The organism is Geobacillus sp. E263, from assembly GCF_007197795.1.
GTDB lineage: Bacteria > Bacillota > Bacilli > Bacillales > Anoxybacillaceae > Parageobacillus_B > Parageobacillus_B toebii.
The window spans coordinates 2,209,123-2,233,139 of sequence record NZ_CP041632.1 but is presented as its reverse complement, the minus strand read 5'-3'; the positions used below and the strand labels follow the sequence as shown (position 1 = coordinate 2,233,139).

Annotated in this window: 19 protein-coding genes and 2 pseudogenes; all 21 read left to right on the top strand. The window is 43.0% G+C overall.

Features of this window, described 5'->3' with window-relative positions; translation table 11 throughout:
• The first annotated feature begins 56 nt into the window (after positions 1–56).
• The 21 genes and pseudogenes from FNL97_RS11415 to miaB all read left to right on the top strand — a co-directional run bounded on the left by FNL97_RS11415 (position 57) and on the right by miaB (position 24,017).
• Positions 57–1,586, top strand: coding sequence for an ABC transporter ATP-binding protein (locus FNL97_RS11415; protein WP_062678192.1), 1,530 nt, complete (start codon positions 57–59; stop codon positions 1,584–1,586).
• Entirely contained in the window at positions 1,583–2,653 is a 1,071-nt protein-coding gene (locus FNL97_RS11410) for an ABC transporter permease (RefSeq protein ID WP_062753333.1), read from the top strand. Before FNL97_RS11415 ends, FNL97_RS11410 begins: the two co-directional genes overlap by 4 nt.
• Complete coding sequence (locus tag FNL97_RS11405; RefSeq protein WP_143415830.1) at positions 2,654–3,613, top strand: ABC transporter permease; 960 nt, start codon at positions 2,654–2,656, stop codon at positions 3,611–3,613.
• Positions 3,614–3,766: 153 nt separating this feature from the next.
• The gene (gene yfmF / locus FNL97_RS11400; protein ID WP_143415829.1) at positions 3,767–5,047 is read left to right on the top strand and encodes an EF-P 5-aminopentanol modification-associated protein YfmF; all 1,281 of its coding nucleotides are present in this window, start codon (positions 3,767–3,769) and stop codon (positions 5,045–5,047) included.
• A 2-nt stretch (positions 5,048–5,049) separates the two neighbouring features.
• Positions 5,050–6,342 (top strand): EF-P 5-aminopentanol modification-associated protein YfmH, encoded by a 1,293-nt coding sequence (gene yfmH / locus FNL97_RS11395; RefSeq protein ID WP_015863513.1) that lies wholly within the window; start codon positions 5,050–5,052, stop codon positions 6,340–6,342.
• Between the two features lie 40 nt (positions 6,343–6,382).
• Positions 6,383–7,099, top strand: a complete 717-nt coding sequence (ymfI, locus tag FNL97_RS11390) for an elongation factor P 5-aminopentanone reductase (RefSeq protein WP_015863514.1) — start codon at positions 6,383–6,385, stop codon at positions 7,097–7,099.
• 61 nt (positions 7,100–7,160) lie between these two features.
• Positions 7,161–7,409: a DUF3243 domain-containing protein gene (locus tag FNL97_RS11385; RefSeq protein WP_062678189.1), complete on the top strand. Its 249-nt coding sequence runs from the start codon at positions 7,161–7,163 to the stop codon at positions 7,407–7,409.
• 132 nt (positions 7,410–7,541) lie between these two features.
• The gene (locus tag FNL97_RS11380) at positions 7,542–8,333 is read left to right on the top strand and encodes a DUF3388 domain-containing protein (protein WP_015863516.1); all 792 of its coding nucleotides are present in this window, start codon (positions 7,542–7,544) and stop codon (positions 8,331–8,333) included.
• A gap of 24 nt (positions 8,334–8,357) precedes the next feature.
• A complete protein-coding gene (locus tag FNL97_RS11375) occupies positions 8,358–9,242 on the top strand; it encodes a helix-turn-helix domain-containing protein (RefSeq protein WP_081188547.1) in 885 nt (294 codons plus the stop codon).
• Between the two features lie 56 nt (positions 9,243–9,298).
• The gene (gene pgsA, locus FNL97_RS11370; RefSeq protein ID WP_015863518.1) at positions 9,299–9,877 is read left to right on the top strand and encodes a CDP-diacylglycerol--glycerol-3-phosphate 3-phosphatidyltransferase; all 579 of its coding nucleotides are present in this window, start codon (positions 9,299–9,301) and stop codon (positions 9,875–9,877) included.
• Between the two features lie 36 nt (positions 9,878–9,913).
• On the top strand, positions 9,914–11,164 hold the full coding sequence (locus FNL97_RS11365) for a competence/damage-inducible protein A (RefSeq protein WP_062678187.1): 1,251 nt from the start codon (positions 9,914–9,916) through the stop codon (positions 11,162–11,164).
• 163 nt (positions 11,165–11,327) lie between these two features.
• Positions 11,328–11,615: pseudogene (locus FNL97_RS11360) on the top strand (recombinase RecA); the annotation flags it as partial.
• Between the two features lie 841 nt (positions 11,616–12,456).
• Positions 12,457–14,274, top strand: a complete 1,818-nt coding sequence (ltrA, locus tag FNL97_RS11355; RefSeq protein WP_143415828.1) for a group II intron reverse transcriptase/maturase — start codon at positions 12,457–12,459, stop codon at positions 14,272–14,274.
• 130 nt (positions 14,275–14,404) lie between these two features.
• A pseudogene (recA, locus tag FNL97_RS11350) lies at positions 14,405–15,169 on the top strand (recombinase RecA); the annotation flags it as partial.
• A 460-nt stretch (positions 15,170–15,629) separates the two neighbouring features.
• Positions 15,630–17,186, top strand: a complete 1,557-nt coding sequence (gene rny / locus FNL97_RS11345) for a ribonuclease Y (RefSeq protein ID WP_015863523.1) — start codon at positions 15,630–15,632, stop codon at positions 17,184–17,186.
• 83 nt (positions 17,187–17,269) lie between these two features.
• Positions 17,270–18,064: a TIGR00282 family metallophosphoesterase gene (locus tag FNL97_RS11340; RefSeq protein ID WP_015863524.1), complete on the top strand. Its 795-nt coding sequence runs from the start codon at positions 17,270–17,272 to the stop codon at positions 18,062–18,064.
• Between the two features lie 113 nt (positions 18,065–18,177).
• On the top strand, positions 18,178–18,438 hold the full coding sequence (spoVS, locus tag FNL97_RS11335; RefSeq protein ID WP_015863525.1) for a stage V sporulation protein SpoVS: 261 nt from the start codon (positions 18,178–18,180) through the stop codon (positions 18,436–18,438).
• 92 nt (positions 18,439–18,530) lie between these two features.
• The gene (locus tag FNL97_RS11330) at positions 18,531–19,454 is read left to right on the top strand and encodes a dipeptidase (RefSeq protein WP_143415827.1); all 924 of its coding nucleotides are present in this window, start codon (positions 18,531–18,533) and stop codon (positions 19,452–19,454) included.
• 201 nt (positions 19,455–19,655) lie between these two features.
• Complete coding sequence (locus FNL97_RS11325; protein WP_143415826.1) at positions 19,656–21,392, top strand: 2-oxoacid:acceptor oxidoreductase subunit alpha; 1,737 nt, start codon at positions 19,656–19,658, stop codon at positions 21,390–21,392.
• 2 nt (positions 21,393–21,394) lie between these two features.
• Positions 21,395–22,261 (top strand): 2-oxoacid:ferredoxin oxidoreductase subunit beta, encoded by an 867-nt coding sequence (locus FNL97_RS11320; protein WP_143415825.1) that lies wholly within the window; start codon positions 21,395–21,397, stop codon positions 22,259–22,261.
• Between the two features lie 184 nt (positions 22,262–22,445).
• Complete coding sequence (miaB, locus tag FNL97_RS11315; protein ID WP_062678182.1) at positions 22,446–24,017, top strand: tRNA (N6-isopentenyl adenosine(37)-C2)-methylthiotransferase MiaB; 1,572 nt, start codon at positions 22,446–22,448, stop codon at positions 24,015–24,017.

Here is a 24,017-nt window from a genome sequence, read left to right as displayed (position 1 = left end):
ATATTGCATCCTTCCATTTTATGATTTTACCTTGCTTAAGTAAGGAGTGAATTTATTTGGAATATGTTATTGAAATGTTGAACATTCGAAAGGTGTTTGGCAATTTTGTCGCAAACGACAACATTACATTGCAGTTAAAAAAGGGGGAAATTCATGCGCTCTTAGGGGAAAACGGAGCAGGAAAATCGACGCTCATGAACGTGCTGTTTGGCCTTTATCAGCCGGATGGCGGCGAGATTCGCGTAAAGGGCCAAAAGGTAAACATTACTGATCCAAACGTTGCGAATGAACTTGGGATTGGCATGGTGCATCAACATTTTATGCTTGTTGATACGTTTACAGTCACGGAAAACATTATTTTAGGCAGTGAACCGAAAAAAGGCGGAATCATTGATATAAAGCGCGCAGAACAAGAAGTACGCGAACTGTCGGAACGGTACGGTCTTGCGGTAGACCCGACGGCGAAAATCGCTGATATTTCGGTTGGCATGCAGCAGCGCGTCGAGATTTTAAAAACGCTATATCGCGGGGCGGACATTTTAATTTTTGACGAACCAACGGCAGTGTTGACTCCGCAGGAAATACATGAACTGATTCAAATTATGAAAAAGTTGGTGAAAGAAGGAAAATCGATTATTTTAATTACCCATAAGTTAAAGGAAATAATGGAAGTATGCGATCGTGTCACCGTTATTCGCCGCGGAAAAGGAATCGCTACTTTAAATGTTTCAGAAACAAATCCAAATGAGCTTGCCTCTCTTATGGTCGGCCGCGAAGTGCAGTTTAAAACAGAAAAAAAACCAGCACAGCCAGGCAAACCAGTGCTGGAAATTAAAGATTTAGTCGTAAAAGACGCGCGCGGCGTGGCTGCCGTCAATCATTTAGACTTAACGGTGCATGCTGGAGAAATTGTGGGTATTGCAGGGGTAGACGGCAACGGGCAGACAGAACTGATTGAGGCGCTTACAGGGCTTGTTAAGGTGGAATCGGGATCGATTTTGTTGAACGGCCGCGATATTACGAACCTTCCGCCGCGAAAAATTACCGAAGCAGGCGTCGGCCATATCCCGCAGGATCGCCATAAACATGGCCTTGTTCTGGACTTTCCAATTGGGGAAAATATGGTGCTGCAAACATATTACAAATCCCCATATTCGAAACGCGGAATTTTAAATTTTAAAGCGATTTACGACAAAGCGCGTCAGCTTATTGCCGAATTCGATGTGCGCACGCCGGACGAATTTACGAAAGCGCGCGCCCTGTCTGGCGGGAACCAACAAAAAGCGATTATCGGCCGGGAAGTAGATCGAAATCCAGATTTGCTTATTGCCGCACAGCCAACACGCGGTCTGGATGTTGGGGCAATTGAATTTATTCATAAACGTTTAATTGAACAGCGTGATCAAGGAAAAGCGGTGCTTCTTGTTTCATTTGAGCTAGATGAAGTCATGAATGTAAGTGACCGTATTGCTGTTATTTACGAAGGAAAAATTGTTGCCATCGTTGATCCGAAAGAGACGACAGAGCAAGAACTCGGATTATTAATGGCGGGAAGTAAACGGAAGGAAGCAGGTGTGTCTTCATGAAGTTGAGTGAACTTAAAAAATTTTTTGTTTCCACATCGTCTGCCTTTGTTGTTCCTGTATTGGCCGTATTGTTAGGGATGATTGTCGGTGCAGTTGTAATGATCGCAAGCGGTTATAATCCGCTCGCCGGATATTCGTCTCTTCTATACGGTGCATTTGGCGATCCATATTACATTGGAGAAACGATTCGACAAACGACACCTTATATTTTAGCAGGTCTTGCAGTTGCTTTTGCCTTCCGTACCGGTTTGTTTAACATCGGTGTAGAAGGTCAGCTTATTGTTGGCTGGCTTGCGGCGGTATGGGTCGGTGTATCGTTTGAACTTCCAAAGGTCATTCACCTGCCGATGGCGATTTTAGCGGCAGCACTGGCAGGAGCGATATGGGCGCTCATTCCAGGGATTTTAAAGGCGTATTTAAGAGTCCATGAAGTGATTGTTACCATTATGATGAACTATATTGCCCTTCATGTGACAAACGCTATTATTCGCTCTGTTTTATCGGATGAAGGGTTTAAATCAAAGCCTGTGCATGAAAGCGCATCGCTTCGTTCGGAGTTTTTAGAATCCATTACATATCACTCTTCCGTACATTATGGCATTATTTTCGCGATCATCGGTGCGGTCGTTATGTGGTTTCTTCTTGAAAAAACGACAAAAGGATTTGAACTGCGCGCTGTTGGGTTTAACCAGCATGCTTCTCAATATGCAGGAATGAATGTAAAAGCAAATATTATTTTATCCATGATCATTTCTGGAGCATTCGCTGGAATCGCTGGGGCGATGGAAGGTCTCGGCACTTTCGGAAATATTTCCGTGAAAGCCGGTTTTACCGGTGTAGGATTTGATGGAATTGCTGTGGCGCTGATTGGCGGAAACAACGCATTTGGAATATTGCTATCAGCATTATTATTTGGCGCGTTGAAAGTTGGGGCGCTTGAAATGCCGTCAAGCGCTGGTGTGCCAACAGAACTAGTGGATATTATTATTGCACTCATTATTTTCTTTGTCGCGTCAAGTTATGTCATTCGTTTATTACTATCTCGTTTGAAAAAGGGGGCGGAATAAGTGAGCGTCTATGAAGTATTGCAAGTAATTATTCCTTCTTCCATTTTCTTTGCTGCTCCCCTTATTTTTACAGCGCTTGGCGGCGTATTTAGCGAACGATCAGGCGTTGTGAATATTGGTTTAGAAGGGTTAATGACCATTGGAGCATTTATTGGCATTGTTTTCAATTTAACGTTTGCTGATAAATTTGGAGCGCTTACCCCATGGCTCGCTTTACTCGTTGCGATGGTTGTCGGCACTATTTTTTCGCTGTTTCATGCCGTTGCATCTATTTCGTTTCGCGCTGATCAAGTGGTTAGCGGTGTGGCGATTAACTTTTTAGCACTTGGATTGTCGCTCTTTTTAGTCAAAAAAATATACGGAAAAGGGCAAACCGATCAGATTCAAGTTGGATTTGATAAAATAGACATTCCGGTATTAAGTGATATTCCGGTGATCGGGCCGCTCTTTTTCTCCAATATGTACATTCCATCATATTTGGCGATTATTTTGGCGTTTGTCGTATGGTATGTCATTTACAAAACGCCGTTTGGCCTTCGTCTTCGCGCAGTCGGTGAACATCCGATGGCAGCGGATACGATGGGAATTAATGTGACGAAAATGCGCTATATTGCCGTTATGATCAGCGGAGCGTTAGGTGGGCTTGGCGGTGCGGTGTATGCGATGATCATTTCGCGCGATTTCAGCCATGCGACGATTTCCGGGCACGGCTTTATGGCGCTTGCGGCGATGATTTTCGGAAAATGGCATCCGATTGGGGCGATGGGAGCGGCGTTGTTCTTTGGTTTGGCACAAAGTTTAAGTATAGTTGGAAAAACGCTTCCATTTTTAAAAGATGTACCAACGGTTTATTTGCTGATTGCTCCATATGTGCTAACGATTTTAGCGCTTGCCGGCTTTATCGGGCGCGCGGAAGCACCGAAAGCTTTAGGTACGCCTTATATTAAAGGAAAACGGTAAAAGACGTAATGAAAATCGTGAAAAAAGAACTCGATCGTAAAGTTCGAGTTCTTTTTTGCTTTTATTTGCATTTTATGTTTTGTGAAAGGTATATTGTTGATATGATGAACACAACAATAAAAATATCGATAAGTTTACAAAGGAGGAGTTCGATTGATCAATGAAAAAATAACGACAATCCAAAACATGAACGTCCATACAATTCCGACCGATAAATATAAAACAAATACACTTGTATGGAAAATGAAAGCACCGCTTACAAAAGAAACGGTTACGTTACGCGCGCTTTTGCCGTATGTGCTTCAAAGCGGCACGGCGGAGTACCCAAGTGTGAAACAATTGCGCACATATTTAGATGAACTGTATGGCGCAACATTAAATGTGGATTTATCGAAAAAAGGCGAAAGCCATATTATTACGATTCGAATCGATGTGGCAAACGAAGTGTTTTTACAAGAGAAAATTCCGCTTCTTCGCAAAGCGCTCAAGCTGTTAAGCGATGTTGTTCTTCGTCCCGCTTTGCAAGACGGCCGGTTTGTCGATCACATTGTCGCGCAAGAAAAGCGAGCGCTTAAGCAGCGTATTCAAGCCGTGTACGACGATAAAATGCGGTATGCCAACTTGCGGCTTATTCAGGAAATGTGCAAAGGAGAACCGTATGCCCTGCACGCGAATGGCGAGCTAGACGATGTGGATCGCATTACTGCAGAGCAGCTGTTTCAATATTATAAAAAAACGCTGGAAGAAGACGAAATCGATTTATACGTCATTGGTGATGTACAAGAAGAGACCGTATTGGAAGCAGTTGCATCGCATTTTTCACTGCCAAACCGCACGGTTCGCGCATCTGTGAGAGAAATAGTTTCAACTAAAACGCGTGATAAAGTAAATGAAGTGATCGAAAAACAAGATGTCAAACAAGGAAAATTGAACATCGGTTATCGGACGAATGTCACGTATGAAGACGATGACTATTACGCGCTCCAAATGTTTAATGGCATTTTTGGCGGTTTTTCTCATTCGAAATTGTTTATCAATGTTCGTGAAAAAGCAAGTTTAGCGTATTACGCCGCTTCGCGTTTAGAAAGCCATAAAGGGTTATTAATGGTGATGTCCGGCATCGCACCGTCCAATTATCAAAAAGCGTTGCAAATTATTGAAAAACAAATGGAAGCGATGAAAAACGGCGATTTTACCGATGAAGAAATCACGCAAACAAAAGCGGTTATTCGCAATCAATTATTAGAAACGATCGATACGCCGCGCGGATTGGTGGAAGTGCTTTACCATAACGTTGTCTCAAAGCGGAAACGGCCAATTGAAGAATGGCTATCAGGTGCAGATCGCGTATCGCGGGAGGAAATCGTGCGCGTTGCGGGCAAGGTCGAGCTCGACACGATTTACTTCCTGACCGGAATGGAGGGAGCGGAATAATTATGGAGAAAATTGTATACGAACAGCTGCAAGAACAACTGTTTTATGAAAAAATGGAAAACGGTTTAGATGTGTACATTTTGCCAAAAAAGGGGTTTCATAAAACGTACGCAACGTTTACGACCAAATATGGATCGGTCGACAATCAATTCGTTCCGCTCGGAAAGACCGAGATGAAGCAGGTGCCGGATGGAATCGCTCACTTTTTAGAGCATAAACTGTTTGAAAAAGAAGATGGCGATGTGTTCCAGCAGTTCAGTAAACAAGGAGCATCCGCAAACGCCTTCACCACGTTTACGCGTACGGCCTACTTGTTTTCGAGTACAGCAAATGTGGAAAAAAATTTAGAAACGCTCATCGATTTTGTGCAAAGCCCATATTTTTCCGATCAAACGGTAGAAAAAGAAAAAGGAATTATCGGCCAAGAAATTCGCATGTATGATGACAATCCGGACTGGCGCGTTTATTTCGGCGTCATTGAAAGCTTGTATCAAAACCATCCGGTGAAAATTGATATTGCCGGTACGGTGGAATCCATTTCTCATATTACGAAAGAATTGTTATATGAATGTTACGAAACGTTTTACCATCCGAGCAATATGCTGCTTTTTATCGTCGGGCCGGTCGATGAACAAAAAATAATGCAGCAAATTCGCGATAACCAAGCAAAAAAATCGTTTCCGCAAGCTAGTGAGATTCAGCGCTTTGTGTACGATGAACCGAAAGAGAGAGCGGAAGAAAAGAAAGTCATTCCGATGCACGTGCAAACGAGTAAATGTCTTGTCGGAATCAAGGCGCCAACTGTTCACCCAGCCGGTAAAGAAAAATTAATTCATGAGTTAGCGTTCAATGTTTTGTTAGATTATTTATTCGGAAAAAGTTCGCCGCATTATGAACGGTTGTATCAGCTTGGGCTTATTGATGAAACATTTATGTACGATTATACAGAAGAGCGGGAATTTGGCTTTGCCATGGTCGGCGGGGATACGAGCGATCCAGATCGGCTTAGCGAAGAAGTGAAACAAATATTGTTGTCGTTTTCCGGTGATTCCATGACAGAATCAGAATTAGAGAGAGTGAAAAAGAAAAAAATCGGTGCGTTTTTACGCTCGCTTAACTCTCCAGAATATATCGCCAACCAGTTTACGCGATACGCATTTAACGAAGTAAGCTTGTTTGATGTTATTCCAGTATTACAATCATTAACGATCGAACAGATGGATCAAATTGCAAAACAATGTTTCCGCGAATCCCAAATTGCGGTATGCCAAGTTGTTCCAAAAGAAAGAAAGTAGCATCCTTCATTATGGAGGGTGCTTTTTTAGGGGGATTATCATGAAATATGCGCTTATTACTGGAGCAAGCGGAGGAATTGGGACAAGCATCGCCCGCCAACTTGCTTCTGATGGTTACGGGCTTTTTTTGCATTATCATCGCCGGTATGAACGAGTAGAAAAACTGAAAAACGAGTTAGCAAATGTCCATGTCATTCCTGTCCAAGCGGATCTTTCGGATGAAAATGGAGCAAGCATGCTTCTTTCTCAAATCAATCGTCCCATCGATGTCATTATTCATAATAGCGGAAACAGCTATTACGGTCTCATTACGGATATGAGCGATGAGCTTGTTAGGAAAATGGTTCAGCTTCATGTGACAAGTCCGATTTTATTGACGAAAAAACTACTGCCGCGGATGATTGCGAATAAGCGGGGAAACATCGTTGTTATTTCTTCGATTTGGGGACTTACAGGTGCTTCTTGCGAAGTCGTCTATTCCATGGTCAAAGGCGGACAAAATGCGTTTGTAAAAGCGCTCGCAAAAGAAGTGGCGCCCAGCGGAATTCGTGTGAATGCCGTCGCTCCAGGGGCCATTGATACAGATATGTTGCGCCGGTTCAGTGATGAGGAATTGCAATCCATTGCGGACGATATTCCGATCGGGCGTATTGGCACACCCGATGAGGTTGCGAAAACAGTGTCATTTTTGCTTTCCGATGCTGCTTCATACATAACGGGACAAATTATTTCCGTCAATGGCGGTTGGTACTGTTAAGTATATTTTATCAAAAAGCAGGCAAACTATCCTTGAAACGAAGATGAAGGAGGTTAAACATATGTCTGTATTAGATAACTTTGAACAATGGAAAGACTTCCTGGCAAATCGTCTTGAACAAGCGCAGCAACAAGGATTAAGCCAACAAGTGATTTCAGACATCGCTTATCAAATCGGTGATTACCTAGCAAAACAAGTAGATCCAAAAAACCCGGAAGAACGGTTGCTTGCGGACCTTTGGAAGGTTGCAGACGAACAAGAGCAGCATGCTATCGCCAACATGATGGTAAAATTAGTGCAACAACAATAACGTGTAGAGAGGGGTTCCCTCTCTTTTTTCATTCCAGTCCCTTTTCTGTTGCTTTTCCATTCGATATTATAGTAGTATGAATTTATCATAGGGAGTTTGTGCGGGCATTAAGGATGAGGGAGGAAAGACGGGATGGGGAAGCAAGAGTGGTATTTGGAATATGAGATACATATTAATCGCCCGGGTTTGTTAGGCGATGTTGCTTCATTATTAGGAATGCTGTCTATTAATATCGTTACGATTAACGGTGTCCGCGATTCGCGGCGCGGCATGCTTCTACTTTGTGATAATAACGAACAAATCGAACGATTGTCTACCATTTTGCAAACGATGGATAATATTACAGTGACGAAGCTGCGCCAGCCAAAACTGCTTGATCGCCTTGCCGTCCGCCACGGCCGCTACATTCAGCGGGATGCCGATGACAAAAAAACGTTCCGCTTTGTTCGTGACGAGCTCGGGCTGCTTGTTGATTTTATGGCGGAAATTTTTAAAGAGAAAGGCCATAAACTTATTGGCATCCGCGGAATGCCGCGCGTCGGCAAAACCGAGTCGATCGTTGCGGCAAGTGTTTGTGCGAATAAACGATGGCTTTTTGTATCCTCAACGCTGATTAAGCAGACGGTGCGCAGCCAGCTGATCGAAGGCGAATATAGCGAAGATAATATTTTTATTATTGACGCCATCGTGTCTACTCGGCGGGCAAATGAGAGACATTGGCAACTGATTCGCGAACTGATGCGCCTTGAGGCGACAAAAGTGGTGGAACACCCAGATATTTTTGTCCGCCATACTGAATACACTCTTGATGATTTTGACTATATTATTGAGTTGCGCCATGATCCAAATGAAGAGATTACGTACGATGTCATTGATCAGCCGTCACTGTTTGGAAACGATGTTTTTTCAGAATTTGATTTTTAATCAAAAAATGGAAGGTGTTTGTCGTTGACGGAACTAGGTAAACGTTTGAAGGAAGCAAGAGAAGCGAAAAACATTAGTTTGGACGAGTTGCAAGAGATGACGAAAATTCAAAAGCGCTATTTAATCGGTATTGAAGAAGGAAATTATGCGATTATGCCGGGGAATTTTTATGTTCGGGCGTTCATTAGGCAATACGCCGAAGCAGTTGGGCTTGACCCGGACGAAATATTTGAACAGTACAAACAAGATATTCCACAATCATATGATGAAGAAATCCCTCAGCAATTATCGCGAGTAAAAACGCGGCAACAAATTTCACCGAACAGCACGAAATGGTTAGATTTGCTTCCAAAATTGCTTATTGCTGCAGGGATTGTCGGCATTGCTGTTGTGATTTGGCTGTTTTTGCAACAAAATAACGCAGAGGACAAACCGCAAAATCAAATTGCCGGGGAGACGACGGAGGTAGAACGCTCGAAAAATTCACCGCTTGAAAAAGCGAAAAAAGAAGAAAAAGAGAAAAAACAAGAAGCTGAGGACAAACAACCAAAAGCGGAAAAAGAAACGGAAAAATCACCTTCTTCAGCTGCGACGCTTACTGTTGTCGAAACACGCGGTAATTTATCGACAATCGAATTAACAAATACAAACGAATTTGTTATTGAATTGACGTCAAAAGGAAACTCTTGGGTAGAGGTATATAATACAAAAGGCCACTCCTTTTTCAAAGGAAATTTAACGAACGGGCAAACGCAAACGTTTGACTTATCAGCAGAGGCGGAAGTGTTTGTAAAAATCGGGAGAACGCTCGATGTTGACATAAAAGTAAATGGACAACCTTTCACCTATCCAATGGACCCAAAAGACGAAGTATATCAAAAAATGAAATTTATCTTTAAAAAATCATAAAGTCATCTTTCCTGTAGATGGCTCTTTTCACATGTTTGCTAGCGGAGGTATTCAGAGTGAATTTACCTAATAAAATAACAGTAGCAAGAATTATGCTAATACCGTTATTTTTGATTGTCATGTTAGTTCCGTTTGGATGGGGCAGCGTGAAAATAGGAACAGACACGCTGCCAATTGCCCATCTGATTGGTGCGCTTATTTTCATTATTGCCTCGACAACTGACTGGATTGACGGATATTATGCCCGTAAATATCAGCTAGTAACTAATTTAGGAAAGTTTTTAGATCCGCTTGCGGATAAACTGCTTGTATCGGCAGCGCTCATTGTACTTGTTGAGCTAAAGGCCGCTCCTTCATGGATGGTGATCATCATCATTAGCCGTGAATTTGCGGTTACGGGGCTTCGGCTTGTGCTTGCAGGAGAAGGGGAAGTAATGGCTGCCAACATGCTTGGTAAAATTAAAACATGGACGCAGATTGTCGCCATTTCCGCCCTTCTTTTACATAATTTCCCTTTTTCTCTTATTTCATTTCCGTTTGCCGATTTAGCGCTTTGGGTTGCAGTCATTTTTACGATTTGGTCCGGATGGGATTACTTTGCGAAAAATAAACATGCTTTTTTGCATTCAAAGTAGAAAGATGTATGCAGTCAAACAAAGGGGGCATTTTCATTGAATGCGGAGATTATTGCTGTCGGCTCTGAGTTATTGCTTGGGCAGATTGCCAACACGAATGCACAGTTTTTATCTGAAAAGCTCGCTGAACTTGGAATCAATGTCTATTTTCATACCGTTGTAGGCGACAATGCCGGCCGGCTCGAACAGGCGGTAAGAGTGGCGCAGGCGCGTGCCGAACTCATTATTTTTACTGGCGGGCTTGGGCCGACGAAAGATGATTTAACGAAAGAAACGATCGCCCGCCTGTTAGGGCGCGAGCTTGTGATCGATGAGGAAGCGCTTCGTTCCATTGAAGCATATTTTGCCCGCACAAACCGGACCATGACAGAAAATAATAAAAAACAGGCGCTTGTATTACAAGGATCTACTATATTGAAAAACGAACACGGAATGGCACCTGGAATGGCAATTACGCTGAATTCAATTACGTATATGCTTCTTCCCGGCCCTCCAAAAGAAATGCAGCCGATGTTTCTCAAATATGGCCGACCGTTTTTAATGGAACAGCTTGGCCGTCATGAGCGCATTGAATCGCGTGTATTACGCTTTTTCGGAATCGGTGAGTCGCAGCTGGAAACAGACATTGAAGATCTTATTGATCAACAATCAAACCCGACGATTGCTCCGCTTGCTGGTGACGGAGAAGTAGCGTTGCGCTTGACCGCGAAACACCATTCCGAAATCGAAGCAAAAAAACTTTTAGATAAAACGGAACAAGCGATTTTAGAGCGCGTCGGCCGCTATTTTTATGGCTATAATGACGAAACGTTGTTTAAAAAGACCGTGAAGATGTTGAAGGAAAAAAAGAAAACGATCGCGGCGGCAGAAAGCCTCACAGGCGGACTTTTCTTAACCGAATTAACGGCCATTCCCGGCGCTTCTCAAGTTGTCCGCGGCGGAGTTGTCTGCTATGCCAATGAAGTAAAAGAGAAAGTTCTTCACGTTCCTGCTTCTGTTTTGACAACAGATGGAGCAGTAAGCGAACGTTGTGCGCAGCTATTAGCGGAAAATGTCCGCACACTTTGTCATGCTGATATTGGCATCAGTTTTACAGGCGTAGCAGGACCAGACCCGCTTGAAGGAAAGCCAGTCGGCACTGTATATATTGGCATTTCCACCCCTGAAAACGAGACAGAAGTCTATGCCCTTGCATTACCCGGTCAGCGTGATGCGATTCGAATTCGTACCGCGAAATATGGTTGCTCCATTATATTAAAAAAATTGGCGGCTGCATATGAAGGGTAGCTGCCTTTCCTCTTTGATGTTCCCCCGCTTTTTATTTCATCACAAATGGAGAATGTTTCTATTTTCTCCACAAGAAAAACGAATGGACGTTCGATTTTTTTCTTGGCAACAGCCCTAAAAAACGGTATAGTATAAGTAGTTGAGAAAAAGGAGGAGTTTGTTAGTGAATCAAGATCGTCAAGCCGCCTTAGAACAGGCGTTAAAACAGATCGAAAAGCAATTTGGAAAAGGCTCGATCATGAGACTTGGAGAACAAACAGACCGGAAAATTTCCACTATATCAAGTGGATCGCTTGCACTGGATATCGCTTTAGGAGTCGGCGGATATCCGCGTGGACGCATTGTTGAAATATATGGGCCTGAATCTTCCGGGAAGACAACAGTTGCGCTTCATGCGATTGCCGAAGTGCAAAAACAGGGGGGACAAGCTGCGTTTATTGATGCGGAGCACGGTGCGACCTGTTGCTAACCCAAGTATGGTGGAAACACCATACGAAAAGTTAGCGGGACCGAATTATAGTAGGTCCTAACTGCACCACCGAGAGCTCGGTGAAAGTCCGAGACAGGAATGAAGGTTGGCATTCCTGCCCTAATACCCCGACGTGCGGTAATGGTGCGCAACATTACCGTGCGAAGCTCGGAGAGGACGGCGAAAAGCAGACCTGAGAAGTGGTTAGCGAAGTAGCCGGGGGTCCATAAAACTCCTATGGCCAGAGAACGCAGAGTGCGTTGGAACGAACCGCCGGAAGTACGGCTCGTAAGGCATGGAGCACCGAATAAAGAAGGTGCTCACCTCCTTAGAGAGGCTCAGCCCCGGATCGAGTATTCGTGTTTGCTCGATCTGGATTGATCCCACAGAGGATCTTTGCCTTGAGTCCTCCAACCGTGGACGAAAAGGTGGCTGACGGGTCAGAGGCGGGGCCTAAGGGAGTATGTAAGGATAGGTGGTGCGGTACAGGTGAACCACCCCAGTGGATGTTAAGGGGTGCGCACCCCGATGCCACTAAGCAGTAGGAAATGACTGCTGAAGGGGTGGGGCAGCAGCCCGTAGTAGTGATGAAGCAGGGTAATGCCTGCGGAGCGAAGGGGCATAGTCGAGTACCTTTTGGTTACTAACCCCAGACGTCGATTAGGAAGCCGTGAGGAAATCCGCAAGGATTTCGATGAGCAAAACTGATTAACAACGTGTATGGTACAAATCCTGACGGAAAGGATTTGATACTATCAAACACACGTTTCAAGAACTAATCAGCCCGAGGTCGGAACAGGAGTTCCGTGACCTACAAGATAAGATGTACGCAATCACAAAGGAATGCTTAGAAAAAGGGGATATCCCGAGGTTCAAAGGGTTAGTCGAAATAGCGAGTAGTGATGTCGTAATCGTATCCGCAATCCATAAAATCAAAGCAAACCAAGGAAGTAAAACAGCGGGTACAGATGGACAAACCATCAACGACATACTAACGCAAAACTACGACGAAGTTATAAACTTCGTCAAAAGATGCTTCAAGAATTACAAACCCAAATTAATCAGAAGGGTGTACATTCCAAAACCCGGGAAAAAGAAAAAGAGACCCCTAGGCATTCCAACAATCGCAGACCGAACAATCCAAGAATGCGTAAGGATGACAATCGAGCCAATCCTTGAAGCACAATTCTTTCAACACTCATACGGGTTCAGACCCTACAGAGATACGAAACAAGCTATTGAAAGATGCGTGTTTATATGCAATCGCATAGGGTACAACTGGGTAATAGAGGGAGATATTAAAGGTTTCTTCGACAATGTAAATCACACGATCCTGATCAAGCAACTTTGGCATATGGGTATACGGGACAGACGTATGCTTATGATCATCAAAGCAATGCTTAAAGCAGGGGTTATGAAAGAAACCAAAGTAAATGAAATAGGTACGCCGCAAGGTGGAATAATCTCCCCTCTATTAGCTAACGTGTATCTTCATAAACTCGACCAATGGATAACTAGAGAGTGGGAAGAAAAGAAAATGCGAAATGGCACCGCCATTCGCACATCAAAGTTCAATTCACTCAGGAACCATTCAACCATAACCAGACCCGAGTTTTATGTAAGATACGCTGATGACTGGGTACTATTCACTGACAGCAGGGAAAACGCAGAAAAGTGGAAATATCGAATCAAGAAGTACCTGAAGGAAAACCTAAAACTTGAGCTATCTGACGACAAAACACTCATAACTAACATCAAAAAGAAACCTATGAAATTCCTAGGTTTCAAAATCAAAATGTTACCTCACGGTAAGAATGGAAAATACGTCGGATATGCGAGTGCAGACACAGAAAAGGTTAAGAGAAAAGTTGAGCAGATCAAGAAAGATCTGCGCGAATTAAAATTCGTCAGCAATCAAGAGTGGCTCGTGACAGACATCAACCGAATAAATAGTAAAATTAGAGGAATCATCAATTACTACTCAAGTGCTCCCAGTATTAACAGAGACGTAAGACAGTTCAGGGAAATCCTTAAATATACGTCTTACAAAGCAATTAAGAAATACGGAGCAAAATGGATACCTGCCAATGAGTGCTATAACTTAGCACCTTTGTACCCAGACAGAACCGAACAAGTACCCGCAATCAAAATAAAAGGGAAATGGCTCGGTATAATGAGTATCGGATTCGCAACTTGGATTAAAGCAAATCAAAAGAATCAAAAAGAAACACCTTACACAGCGGAAGGCAGAAAGATTCGACTCCAAAACACAGGCAAGAAACCACTTGCAGTCAGAGCACAATGGCTATTAGACAGTGGGTATCTTAACCTAATTCAAGGAGTTAAGTCCAGCCAACTTTACAACTTCGAATTCTTTATGAACCGATGTTATGCCTTTAATAGAGACAAAGGAAAATGTAAGATATGTGGCGATATCCTACAACCTTTCAATACTAGAACACACCACATAAACAACAGACTTTCGCTGGACGAGATAAACAAAGTAAGCAACCTCGCAACGGTCTGCGACAAATGCCATACACTAATCCACAAAAAGGACATAGATAAATCAGACATTAGCCACCTAAAGGCTAGTGCGATAAAGAAATTAGAAAAGTATAGGAAGTATATACACGGGTGAAGTCTTGGGTGTAATTAGTAACCGGGGTACTCGATGGAACGCCGTGTGCGGGGAAACTCGCACGCACGGTGTGAAGCGGGGGAAAATAGCCCCTCCGGGTAATGCCGAGGGTGACTATTACCTATCGCTATCGCTTGATCCAGTTTATGCACAAAAGCTAGGCGTAAACATCGATGAGTTGTTGCTTTCCCAGCCGGATACAGGAGAACAGGCATTGGAGATTGCCGAGGCATTAGTAAGAAGCGGCGCGGTTGATATTATCGTTATTGACTCTGTTGCGGCGCTTGTACCGAAAGCGGAAATTGAAGGAGAAATGGGCGATGCCCACGTTGGTTTGCAAGCGCGTCTTATGTCACAAGCATTGCGCAAATTATCCGGAGCGATTAATAAATCAAAGGCAATCGCTATTTTCATCAACCAAATTCGCGAAAAAGTCGGAGTGATGTTTGGAAATCCGGAGACGACACCAGGCGGCCGAGCTCTAAAATTTTATGCTTCGGTCCGTTTAGAAGTGCGCCGTGCCGAACAAATTAAACAGGGCAATGACATGGTTGGAAATAAAACAAAAATTAAAGTAGTAAAAAATAAAGTTGCCCCTCCATTTAAAACGGCTGATGTAGATATTATGTACGGAGAGGGAATTTCCCGAGAAGGCGAAATCATCGATATGGCATCAGAGCTGGATATCGTGCAAAAAAGCGGTTCTTGGTATTCGTATAAAGACGAGCGTCTAGGTCAAGGACGTGAAAATGCAAAACAGTTTTTAAAAGAAAATCCGCATATCGCTGAAGAAATTGCACAAGAAATCCGTAGACATTACGGAATTGAATCGCCTTCTGTTTCGAACAACGCAAACGAGACGCAACAAGAGGAGCTTGGATTTTTAGAAGACTAAACCTAGGGAGGAAATGCTGTTTCCTCTCTTTTTTATTTTTTCTGATTTGTGACAGGGAGAAACTTCTATATCTTGACAATAAATTTTGCCACCTTTAAAATTAACATGTATATTTTATACAAAGAATCAGCCACGAAAGTCCGTGACTCCGGCTAAATGAAAGTGGCTCATGCACAAAACATGAATGTATTTTGGATTGAGCCAACTGTATAAAAACACTAATGATGTTTTTTTATTGTCTGTAAACATTTAGCAGAAACTGGAGCGCGTCCGCATGAAAAATGGAAAGAAAGTTCTCGCTTGATCGGCTTTAGCGGCGCATACGTTCGGCTAATGGGCGGATATATGTGTTGCTGATTTCGATGTCAGTAAGTATGGTACTGTATGTTGAAACGTTTGTAACAACGTACATGCCGACAGTTATTTCGAAATAATTTTATAGCAAGAGGAGGTGAAAAAAATGGGGTCAATCATCATCTCCGCTTTGCTTGCCTTAGTTGTCGGTGCCGTTGTCGGCTTTTTTATTCGAAAATCCATTGCAGAAGCGAAAATTGGCGGTGCACAAGCAGCTGCAAACCAAATCATTGAAGATGCGAAACGAGAAGCTGATGCGCTGAAAAAGGAAGCGCTTCTTGAAGCAAAGGATGAAATTCATAAACTTCGTACAGAGGTTGAACGTGAAATTCGCGATCGAAGAAGCGAGTTGCAAAAACAAGAAAACCGATTGCTGCAAAAAGAAGAAAATCTTGACCGAAAAGATGAGGCGCTGAATAAACGAGAAGCGCTCTTAGAATCGAAAGAGGAAGCACTGAATCAAAGACAACAACATATTGAACAGATGGAAAGCAAAGTGGAAGAGCTCGTTCAAAAGGAACAAATGGAATTGGAACGAATTTCTGGTCTAACACGCGAAGAAGCACGCCAAGTTATTTTGGAGCGTGTCGAAAAAGAGCTATCTCATGAAATTGCAATGATGGTGAAAGAAGCCGAGACCCGCGCGAAAGAAGAGGCGGATAAAAGAGCAAAAGCAATTTTATCGCTGGCGATTCAGCGCTGTGCGGCTGACCATGTCGCCGAAACGACCGTATCTGTCGTTAATTTGCCAAACGATGAAATGAAAGGCCGGATCATTGGTCGTGAAGGACGGAATATTCGTACGCTTGAAACGCTCACCGGTATTGATTTAATTATCGATGATACGCCGGAGGCAGTTATTTTATCGGGATTTGATCCAATCCGCCGTGAAACGGCTAGAATTGCTTTAGACAAACTTGTTCAAGATGGACGCATTCACCCGGCAAGAATTGAGGAAATGGTCGAAAAAGCAAGACGTGAAGTGGATGAGCATATTCGTGAAGTCGGCGAACAAACCACCTTTGAAGTTGGCGTTCACGGGTTACATCCGGATTTAATAAAAATTTTAGGACGCCTCAAATTCCGGACAAGCTACGGGCAAAACGTCTTGAAGCATTCAATTGAAGTGGCGTTTTTAGCCGGGTTGATGGCGGCGGAACTTGGCGAAGATGAAATGTTAGCAAGACGTGCTGGCCTCCTGCACGATATTGGCAAGGCGATTGACCATGAAGTGGAAGGAAGCCATGTTGAAATCGGTGTAGAATTGGCGACAAAATATAAAGAACACCCGGTTGTCATTAACAGCATCGCTTCCCATCATGGTGATACGGAGCCAACTTCCGTCATTGCCGTGCTCGTTGCAGCGGCTGATGCACTTTCTGCGGCAAGACCGGGAGCGCGCAGTGAAACATTGGAAAACTATATTCGCCGCCTCGAAAAATTGGAGGAAATCGCTGAATCGTACGAAGGTGTGGAGAAATCATATGCGATTCAAGCAGGTCGAGAAGTGCGTATTATGGTGAAGCCGGATATGATTGATGATTTAGAAGCGCATCGATTGGCGCGGGAAATTCGTAAACGGATCGAGGAGGAACTCGATTATCCGGGACACATTAAGGTTACCGTTATTCGTGAAACAAGAGCGGTAGAATATGCAAAATAAAGTGGCGATATTGCCACTTTATTTTTTTTATATTTTGTGCCAAACTTGAACTAGTTAGATTTCAGCTTAGAAAGGGATATACAATGAAATTTTTGTTTATTGGCGACGTTGTCGGTTCACCGGGAAGAAAAATGATAGAACAATATTTGCCAAAGTTAAAAGAAAAACATAAACCGAACATCATTGTCATTAATGGGGAAAATGCCGCAGGCGGAAAAGGAATTACGGAAAAAATTTATCGTACGTTTCTTGAGCAAGGCGCCCATGTCGTCACGCTTGGCAATCACGCATGGGATCAACGCGATATATTTGAATTTATCGATGATGCAAAGTCATTAATACGGCCGGCTAATTTTCCGGAAGGTGTCCCAGGAAAAGGGATTGTATATGTACAAGTAGAGCAAATGGAAGTAGCTGTTATTAACTTGCAAGGGAGAACGTTTTTGCCCGCCATCGATTGTCCATTTAAAAAAGCAGATGAGCTAATTGAAGAAGCAACCAGGCGCACGCCGATGATTTTGATTGATTTTCACGCGGAGGCAACAAGTGAAAAGCAAGCGATGGGTTGGTATTTGGATGGACGTGTTTCTGCAGTTGTTGGTACACATACGCACGTTCAAACTGCCGACGCTCGTATTTTACCGAAAGGAACGGCGTATATTACTGATGTTGGGATGACCGGTCCGTATGATGGAATTTTAGGAGTGGATCGTGAGGCGGTGTTGCGGAAATTTTTAACCTCATTACCCGTTCGTTTTGAGGTAAAAGAGGGGAGAAGCCAATTAAACGCTGTGCTCATTGATATTGATGAGAAAACGGGACGAGCAAATAAGATCGAAAGAATTGTGATAAATGATGACAATCCTTATTTAGAATAGTCATTGTTTTAGGAATTTTTAAAAATACTTATAAACTTAGCAGGAATACTCGCTAAAACAGTGAATATAGTAACAGTAGAACTATTTTTGAGGAAATGAGGGAGGAGCTAGAAATGGAAATATTAAAAGTTTCAGCAAAGTCGAATCCTAACTCTGTAGCTGGTGCACTTGCCGGGGTATTGCGCGAACGCGGATCAGCAGAAATTCAAGCAATCGGCGCAGGTGCATTAAACCAAGCCGTTAAGGCAGTAGCTATTGCACGAGGATTTGTGGCACCGAGCGGCATGGACCTTATTTGTATTCCTGCATTTACGGATATTATTATTGATGGGGAAGAACGTACGGCGATTAAATTAATTGTAGAACCTCGTTAATAGTAGTAACGCTTTTATGATAGAAACATAACCTGTTTGTGCCTTCTATTGGAAGGCAGGCAGGTTATTTTACTTTATAAAGGGGGATATGTATGATTTTCGATGCGCATTGTGACGCACTGATGAAATTATGGATGGATCGGTCTTTATCGTTCCAAGATGGCAAAAGTCTTCATGTCACCTTCCCATCACTTCTAGAGGCGAAAATAAAAGTTCAATGTTTTGCCATTTACATACCGGAAACTGTTCCGGAAGAAGCCCGTTTTACGGTTGCGCTAGAAATGATAGACATTTTTTTTGAACAAATGATTGAGCGATTTCCAATGTTGAAATTTGTTTGTTCGAAACGCGATATTGACGCATTGGAAGAAAATGAAATTGGGGCGATGTTAACGCTTGAAGGATGCGATGCGATTGGGACAAGCCTTGTAAAATTAAAAACATTGCTTCGCCTTGGTGTCTCGTCCGTTGGACTTACATGGAATTGGTCCAATGCTGTAGCAGATGGTTCTTGGGAAGTGCGCGGTGCCGGATTAACGGAATTCGGAAAACAAGTGGTGCGGCATCTTAACGAGGCAAAACGTTGGGTCGATGTTTCCCACTTATCGGAAAAAGCATTTTGGGACGTGATGGAAATCGCGCAATTTCCGATTGCTTCTCATTCTAATACATATCGCTTTTGTCCACATCCGCGTAATTTGCGAGATGAGCAAATTCGCGCGTTGATTGAGAAAAATGGGATGATTGGAATTACGTTCGTTCCGTACTTTTTAACGAAAGAAAAAGAAAAAGCGGCGATTTCTGACGTTCTCCGCCATTTGGAACACATTTGTTCACTCGGGGGAGCAAGGCACGTTGGGTTTGGCTCTGATTTTGACGGAATGGAAGAAACGGCAAAAGGACTCGAAAATGTGCGGTGCTATACAAATTTAGTCAACGAGCTGCAAAAGCACTACTCAGAAGATGAGGTAGAACGGTTTTTATTTCGCAATTTTTATGACCATTTGCCGCAGTAAAATAAGAGATTGATGGCAATAGAAAAGAGTTTTTATAAGTAAGGTTGCATTTTTTTCATATAGGCCTAGAATGAAATCATTTGATATATTTTTATATGTTTAAATTTTTGTGAAAATCATTGCCTGCAAGTCTAGTGATTTTATTGGAAAAGTGCTACACTTATAATTGTAATTTTGACCGAACTTAAAGGGGTGTAAGAAATGATTAGTCAACTTTCATGGAAAGTTGGAGGACAGCAGGGAGAAGGAATTGAAAGTACCGGTGAAATCTTCTCCATTGCGTTAAATCGCCTAGGCTATTATTTATATGGGTATCGTCATTTTTCTTCACGGATTAAAGGCGGTCATACGAATAATAAAATTCGTGTAAGTACAACACCAATTCGTTCGATTGCCGATGATCTTGATATATTAGTGGCGTTTGACCAAGAATCGATTGACTTTAATTTTCATGAACTTCGTGATGGCGGCATCGTGATCGCTGATGCGAAGTTTAACCCAACGATTCCGGAAGGTCAAAATGTAACGTTATATGCAGTTCCGTTTACAGATATCGCGACAAATTTAGGAACATCGCTTATGAAAAACATGGTCGCTGTTGGTGCGTCAAGCGCAGTTCTTGGCCTTGATATTAACGTATATCAAGAAGTGGTACAAGAAATTTTCGGAAGAAAAGGCCAGCAAGTTGTCGAAAAGAACATGGAAGCGATCCGAGCAGGGGCTCAGTATATGAAAGAACAGCTCGGTGATCATGTTCAAACAATGAAATTAGAAAAAGCGGATGGGAAAAAGCGGATGTTCATGATCGGCAACGACGCGCTTGCATTGGGCGCATTAGCCGGCGGTGCGCGTTTTATGGCGGCATATCCGATTACTCCGGCTTCAGAAATTATGGAATATTTAATTAAAAAACTTCCGGAACTAGGAGGAGCTGTCATTCAAACGGAAGATGAAATCGCCGCATGTACGATGGCGATTGGTGCCAACTATGCTGGCGTGCGGGCATTCACCGCATCAGCAGGTCCAGGTCTTTCTCTTATGATGGAGTCGATCGGGCTTGCTGGAATGACCGAAACACCGCTTGTCATCGTTGATACACAACGTGGCGGTCCAAGTACAGGATTGCCGACAAAACAAGAACAATCTGACTTAATGGCCATGATTTACGGAACGCACGGTGAAATTCCAAAAATCGTCATGGCGCCAAGCACAGTGCAAGAAGCGTTTTACGATATGGTGGAAGCGTTCAACCTTGCCGAAGAATATCAATGTCCGGTGATCGTTTTATCTGATTTGCAACTCTCCCTTGGCAAACAAACGGTTGAACCGTTAGAGTACGATAAAATTGAAATTCGCCGTGGCAAACTAGTAAAAGAAGAACTTCCGCCGTTAGAGAAAAAAGATAATTTTAAACGTTACGAAATTACCGAAGATGGCATTTCTCCACGTGTACTTCCTGGGACGCCAAACGGCATCCACCATGTAACAGGAGTAGAACATGCGGAAACAGGAAGACCGTCTGAAGTTGCGGCAAACCGGAAAGCACAGATGGATAAGCGTTTGCGCAAATTAAAACATATTAAATTCAATACACCAGTTCATAAAAATATTAAACACGATGAAGCGGATTTATTAGTTGTTGGTTTTATCTCTACGCGCGGTGCGATCGAAGAAGCGATCGACCGTCTTGAGCAAGACGGCGTGAAAGTCAATCACGCGCACATTCGTCTTCTTCATCCGTTCCCAACGGAGGAAGTGTTGCCGCTTGTCGAATCAGCGAAAAAAGTCGTCGTCGTTGAGCAAAATGCAACAGGCCAACTTGCAAACATTCTTAAAATGAATGTTGGACATGCTGAAAAAATTTCTAGTGTATTGAAATATGACGGTAATCCATTTTTGCCGAACGAAGTTTATACAAAATGCAAGGAGTTGTTATAAATATGGCGACGTTTAAAGACTTTCGTAACGATGTAAAACCGAACTGGTGTCCAGGGTGTGGCGATTTCTCCGTTCAAGCTGCCATTCAGCGCGCCGCGGCAAACGTCGGGCTTGAACCTCATCAATTAGCAGTTATTTCTGGAATCGGCTGCTCCGGTCGTATTTCCGGATACATTCATTCATACGGATTTCACGGTACTCACGGCCGGGCTTTACCGCTTGCTCAGGGTGTGAAAATGGCGAACCGCAATTTAACGGTCATTGCTGCCGGCGGTGACGGTGACGGATTTGCCATTGGGATGGGGCATACGATTCATGCGATTCGCCGCAACATCGATATTACCTACATTGTGATGGACAACCAAATTTACGGCTTAACAAAAGGGCAAACATCACCAAGAAGCGATGTTGGATTTAAAACAAAAAGCACTCCGCAAGGTTCGGTCGAACCGGCTCTTTCGATTATGGAAATCGCGCTAAGCGCTGGCGCAACGTTCGTAGCGCAAAGCTTCTCGAGCGATTTAAAAGAATTAACGAGCTTAATTGAAGAGGGGATTAAACATAAAGGGTTCTCGCTTATTAACGTATTCAGTCCATGTGTTACCTATAATAAGGTAAACACATATGACTGGTTTAAAGAAAACCTTGTGAAAGTAAGCGAGATTGAGGGGTATGATCCATCGGACCGCATCATGGCAATGCAAACGGTAATGAAATATAAAGGATTAGTAACAGGGCTGATTTATCAAAATAAAGAACAAAAATCGTATCAAGAACTGCTTCACGGTTATAGCGAAACACCGCTTACGAAGGCAGATCTTCAACTAAGCAAAGAAAAATTCGATGAATTAATTTCTGAATTTATGTAATTTGGAAATGATTCACTCCCAATTAGGTATTGCCTAGTTGGGAGTGATTTTGTTATGATAATTTGTTCAGTGTTAAGCTGAATAAGAAAAGTATTGTTTAAATTTGTGATCAATTATATACTATGATAATGTGTATGATGAAAAGGAAACAATTGTTTTCTATAGCTATAGAAAGGAGATTATTATGAACGAAAAACAACGTTTAGAACAAACAGGACAAATTCAAACAGCTGATCATCCAACGGACAAAAAATCCGCTTTGGATGCGTTAAAGAAAAAAACGAGCAAAGATTACGAAAAATATTTTACTAGCGTATTTATTCCGCCAAATTTAAAAGAAGCGAAAAAACGCGGAAAAGAAGAAGTAAAATATGTTAAAGACTTCACTATACCGGAGCAATTCCGCGGCATGGGCGAAGGCCGCAAGTTTTATATTCGCACGTATGGCTGTCAAATGAACGAACATGACACTGAAGTAATGGCAGGAATTTTTATGGCGCTCGGATATGAGCCGACTGACCGCCCAGAAGATGCGAATGTCATTTTATTGAATACGTGCGCGATCCGCGAAAACGCGGAAAACAAAGTGTTCGGCGAGCTCGGCCACTTAAAGCCACTGAAGCAAAACAATCCGGATTTGCTTCTTGGGGTATGCGGCTGTATGTCGCAAGAAGAATCGGTCGTCAATAAAATTTTGAAACAATATCAATACGTTGACATGATTTTCGGTACGCATAACATTCATCGCCTTCCATACATTTTACATGAAGCATACATGTCAAAAGAAATGGTTGTGGAAGTTTGGTCAAAAGAAGGCGATGTGATCGAAAATCTTCCAAAAGCGCGCAGAGGCAACATTAAAGCATGGGTAAACATTATGTACGGCTGCGATAAGTTCTGTACGTACTGTATCGTTCCGTATACGCGCGGGAAAGAACGAAGCCGTCGTCCGGAAGACATTATTCAAGAAGTGCGCCATCTCGCCGCCCAAGGATATAAAGAAATTACGCTTCTTGGCCAAAACGTCAACGCCTACGGGAAAGATTTCACCGATATGAAATACGGTCTTGGCGACTTGATGGACGAACTTCGTAAAATTGATATTCCGCGCATTCGCTTTACGACTAGCCATCCGCGCGATTTTGACGATCGTTTAATCGAAGTGCTCGCCAAACGCGGCAATCTAGTCGAGCATATTCACCTGCCAGTGCAATCCGGCAGCACGGAAATATTGAAATTGATGGGCCGGAAATATACGCGTGAGGAATATTTAGAGCTTGTTCGCAAAATTAAAGAAGCGATTCCAGACGTTGCGTTAACAACGGATATTATTGTCGGCTTCCCGAACGAGACGGAAGAGCAGTTTGAAGAAACGCTGTCGCTCTACCGCGAAGTCGAATTTGATTCTGCATACACGTTCATTTATTCACCACGTGAAGGCACACCGGCGGCAAAAATGGTTGATAATGTACCGATGGAAGTGAAAAAAGAACGCTTGCAGCGGCTAAACGCGCTTGTCAATGAAATTTCAGCGCGAAAAATGAAGGAATATGAAGGGAAAGTTGTCGAAGTATTAGTTGAAGGCGAGAGCAAAAACAACCCGGATGTCCTTGCTGGATACACGCGGAAAAACAAGCTTGTCAACTTCATCGGTCCGAAATCGGCGATTGGCAAACTTGTCAAAGTGCGGATTACCGAAGCGAAAACATGGACATTAAACGGGGAAATGGTAGAAGAAGCGATCGAGGTGAAATGA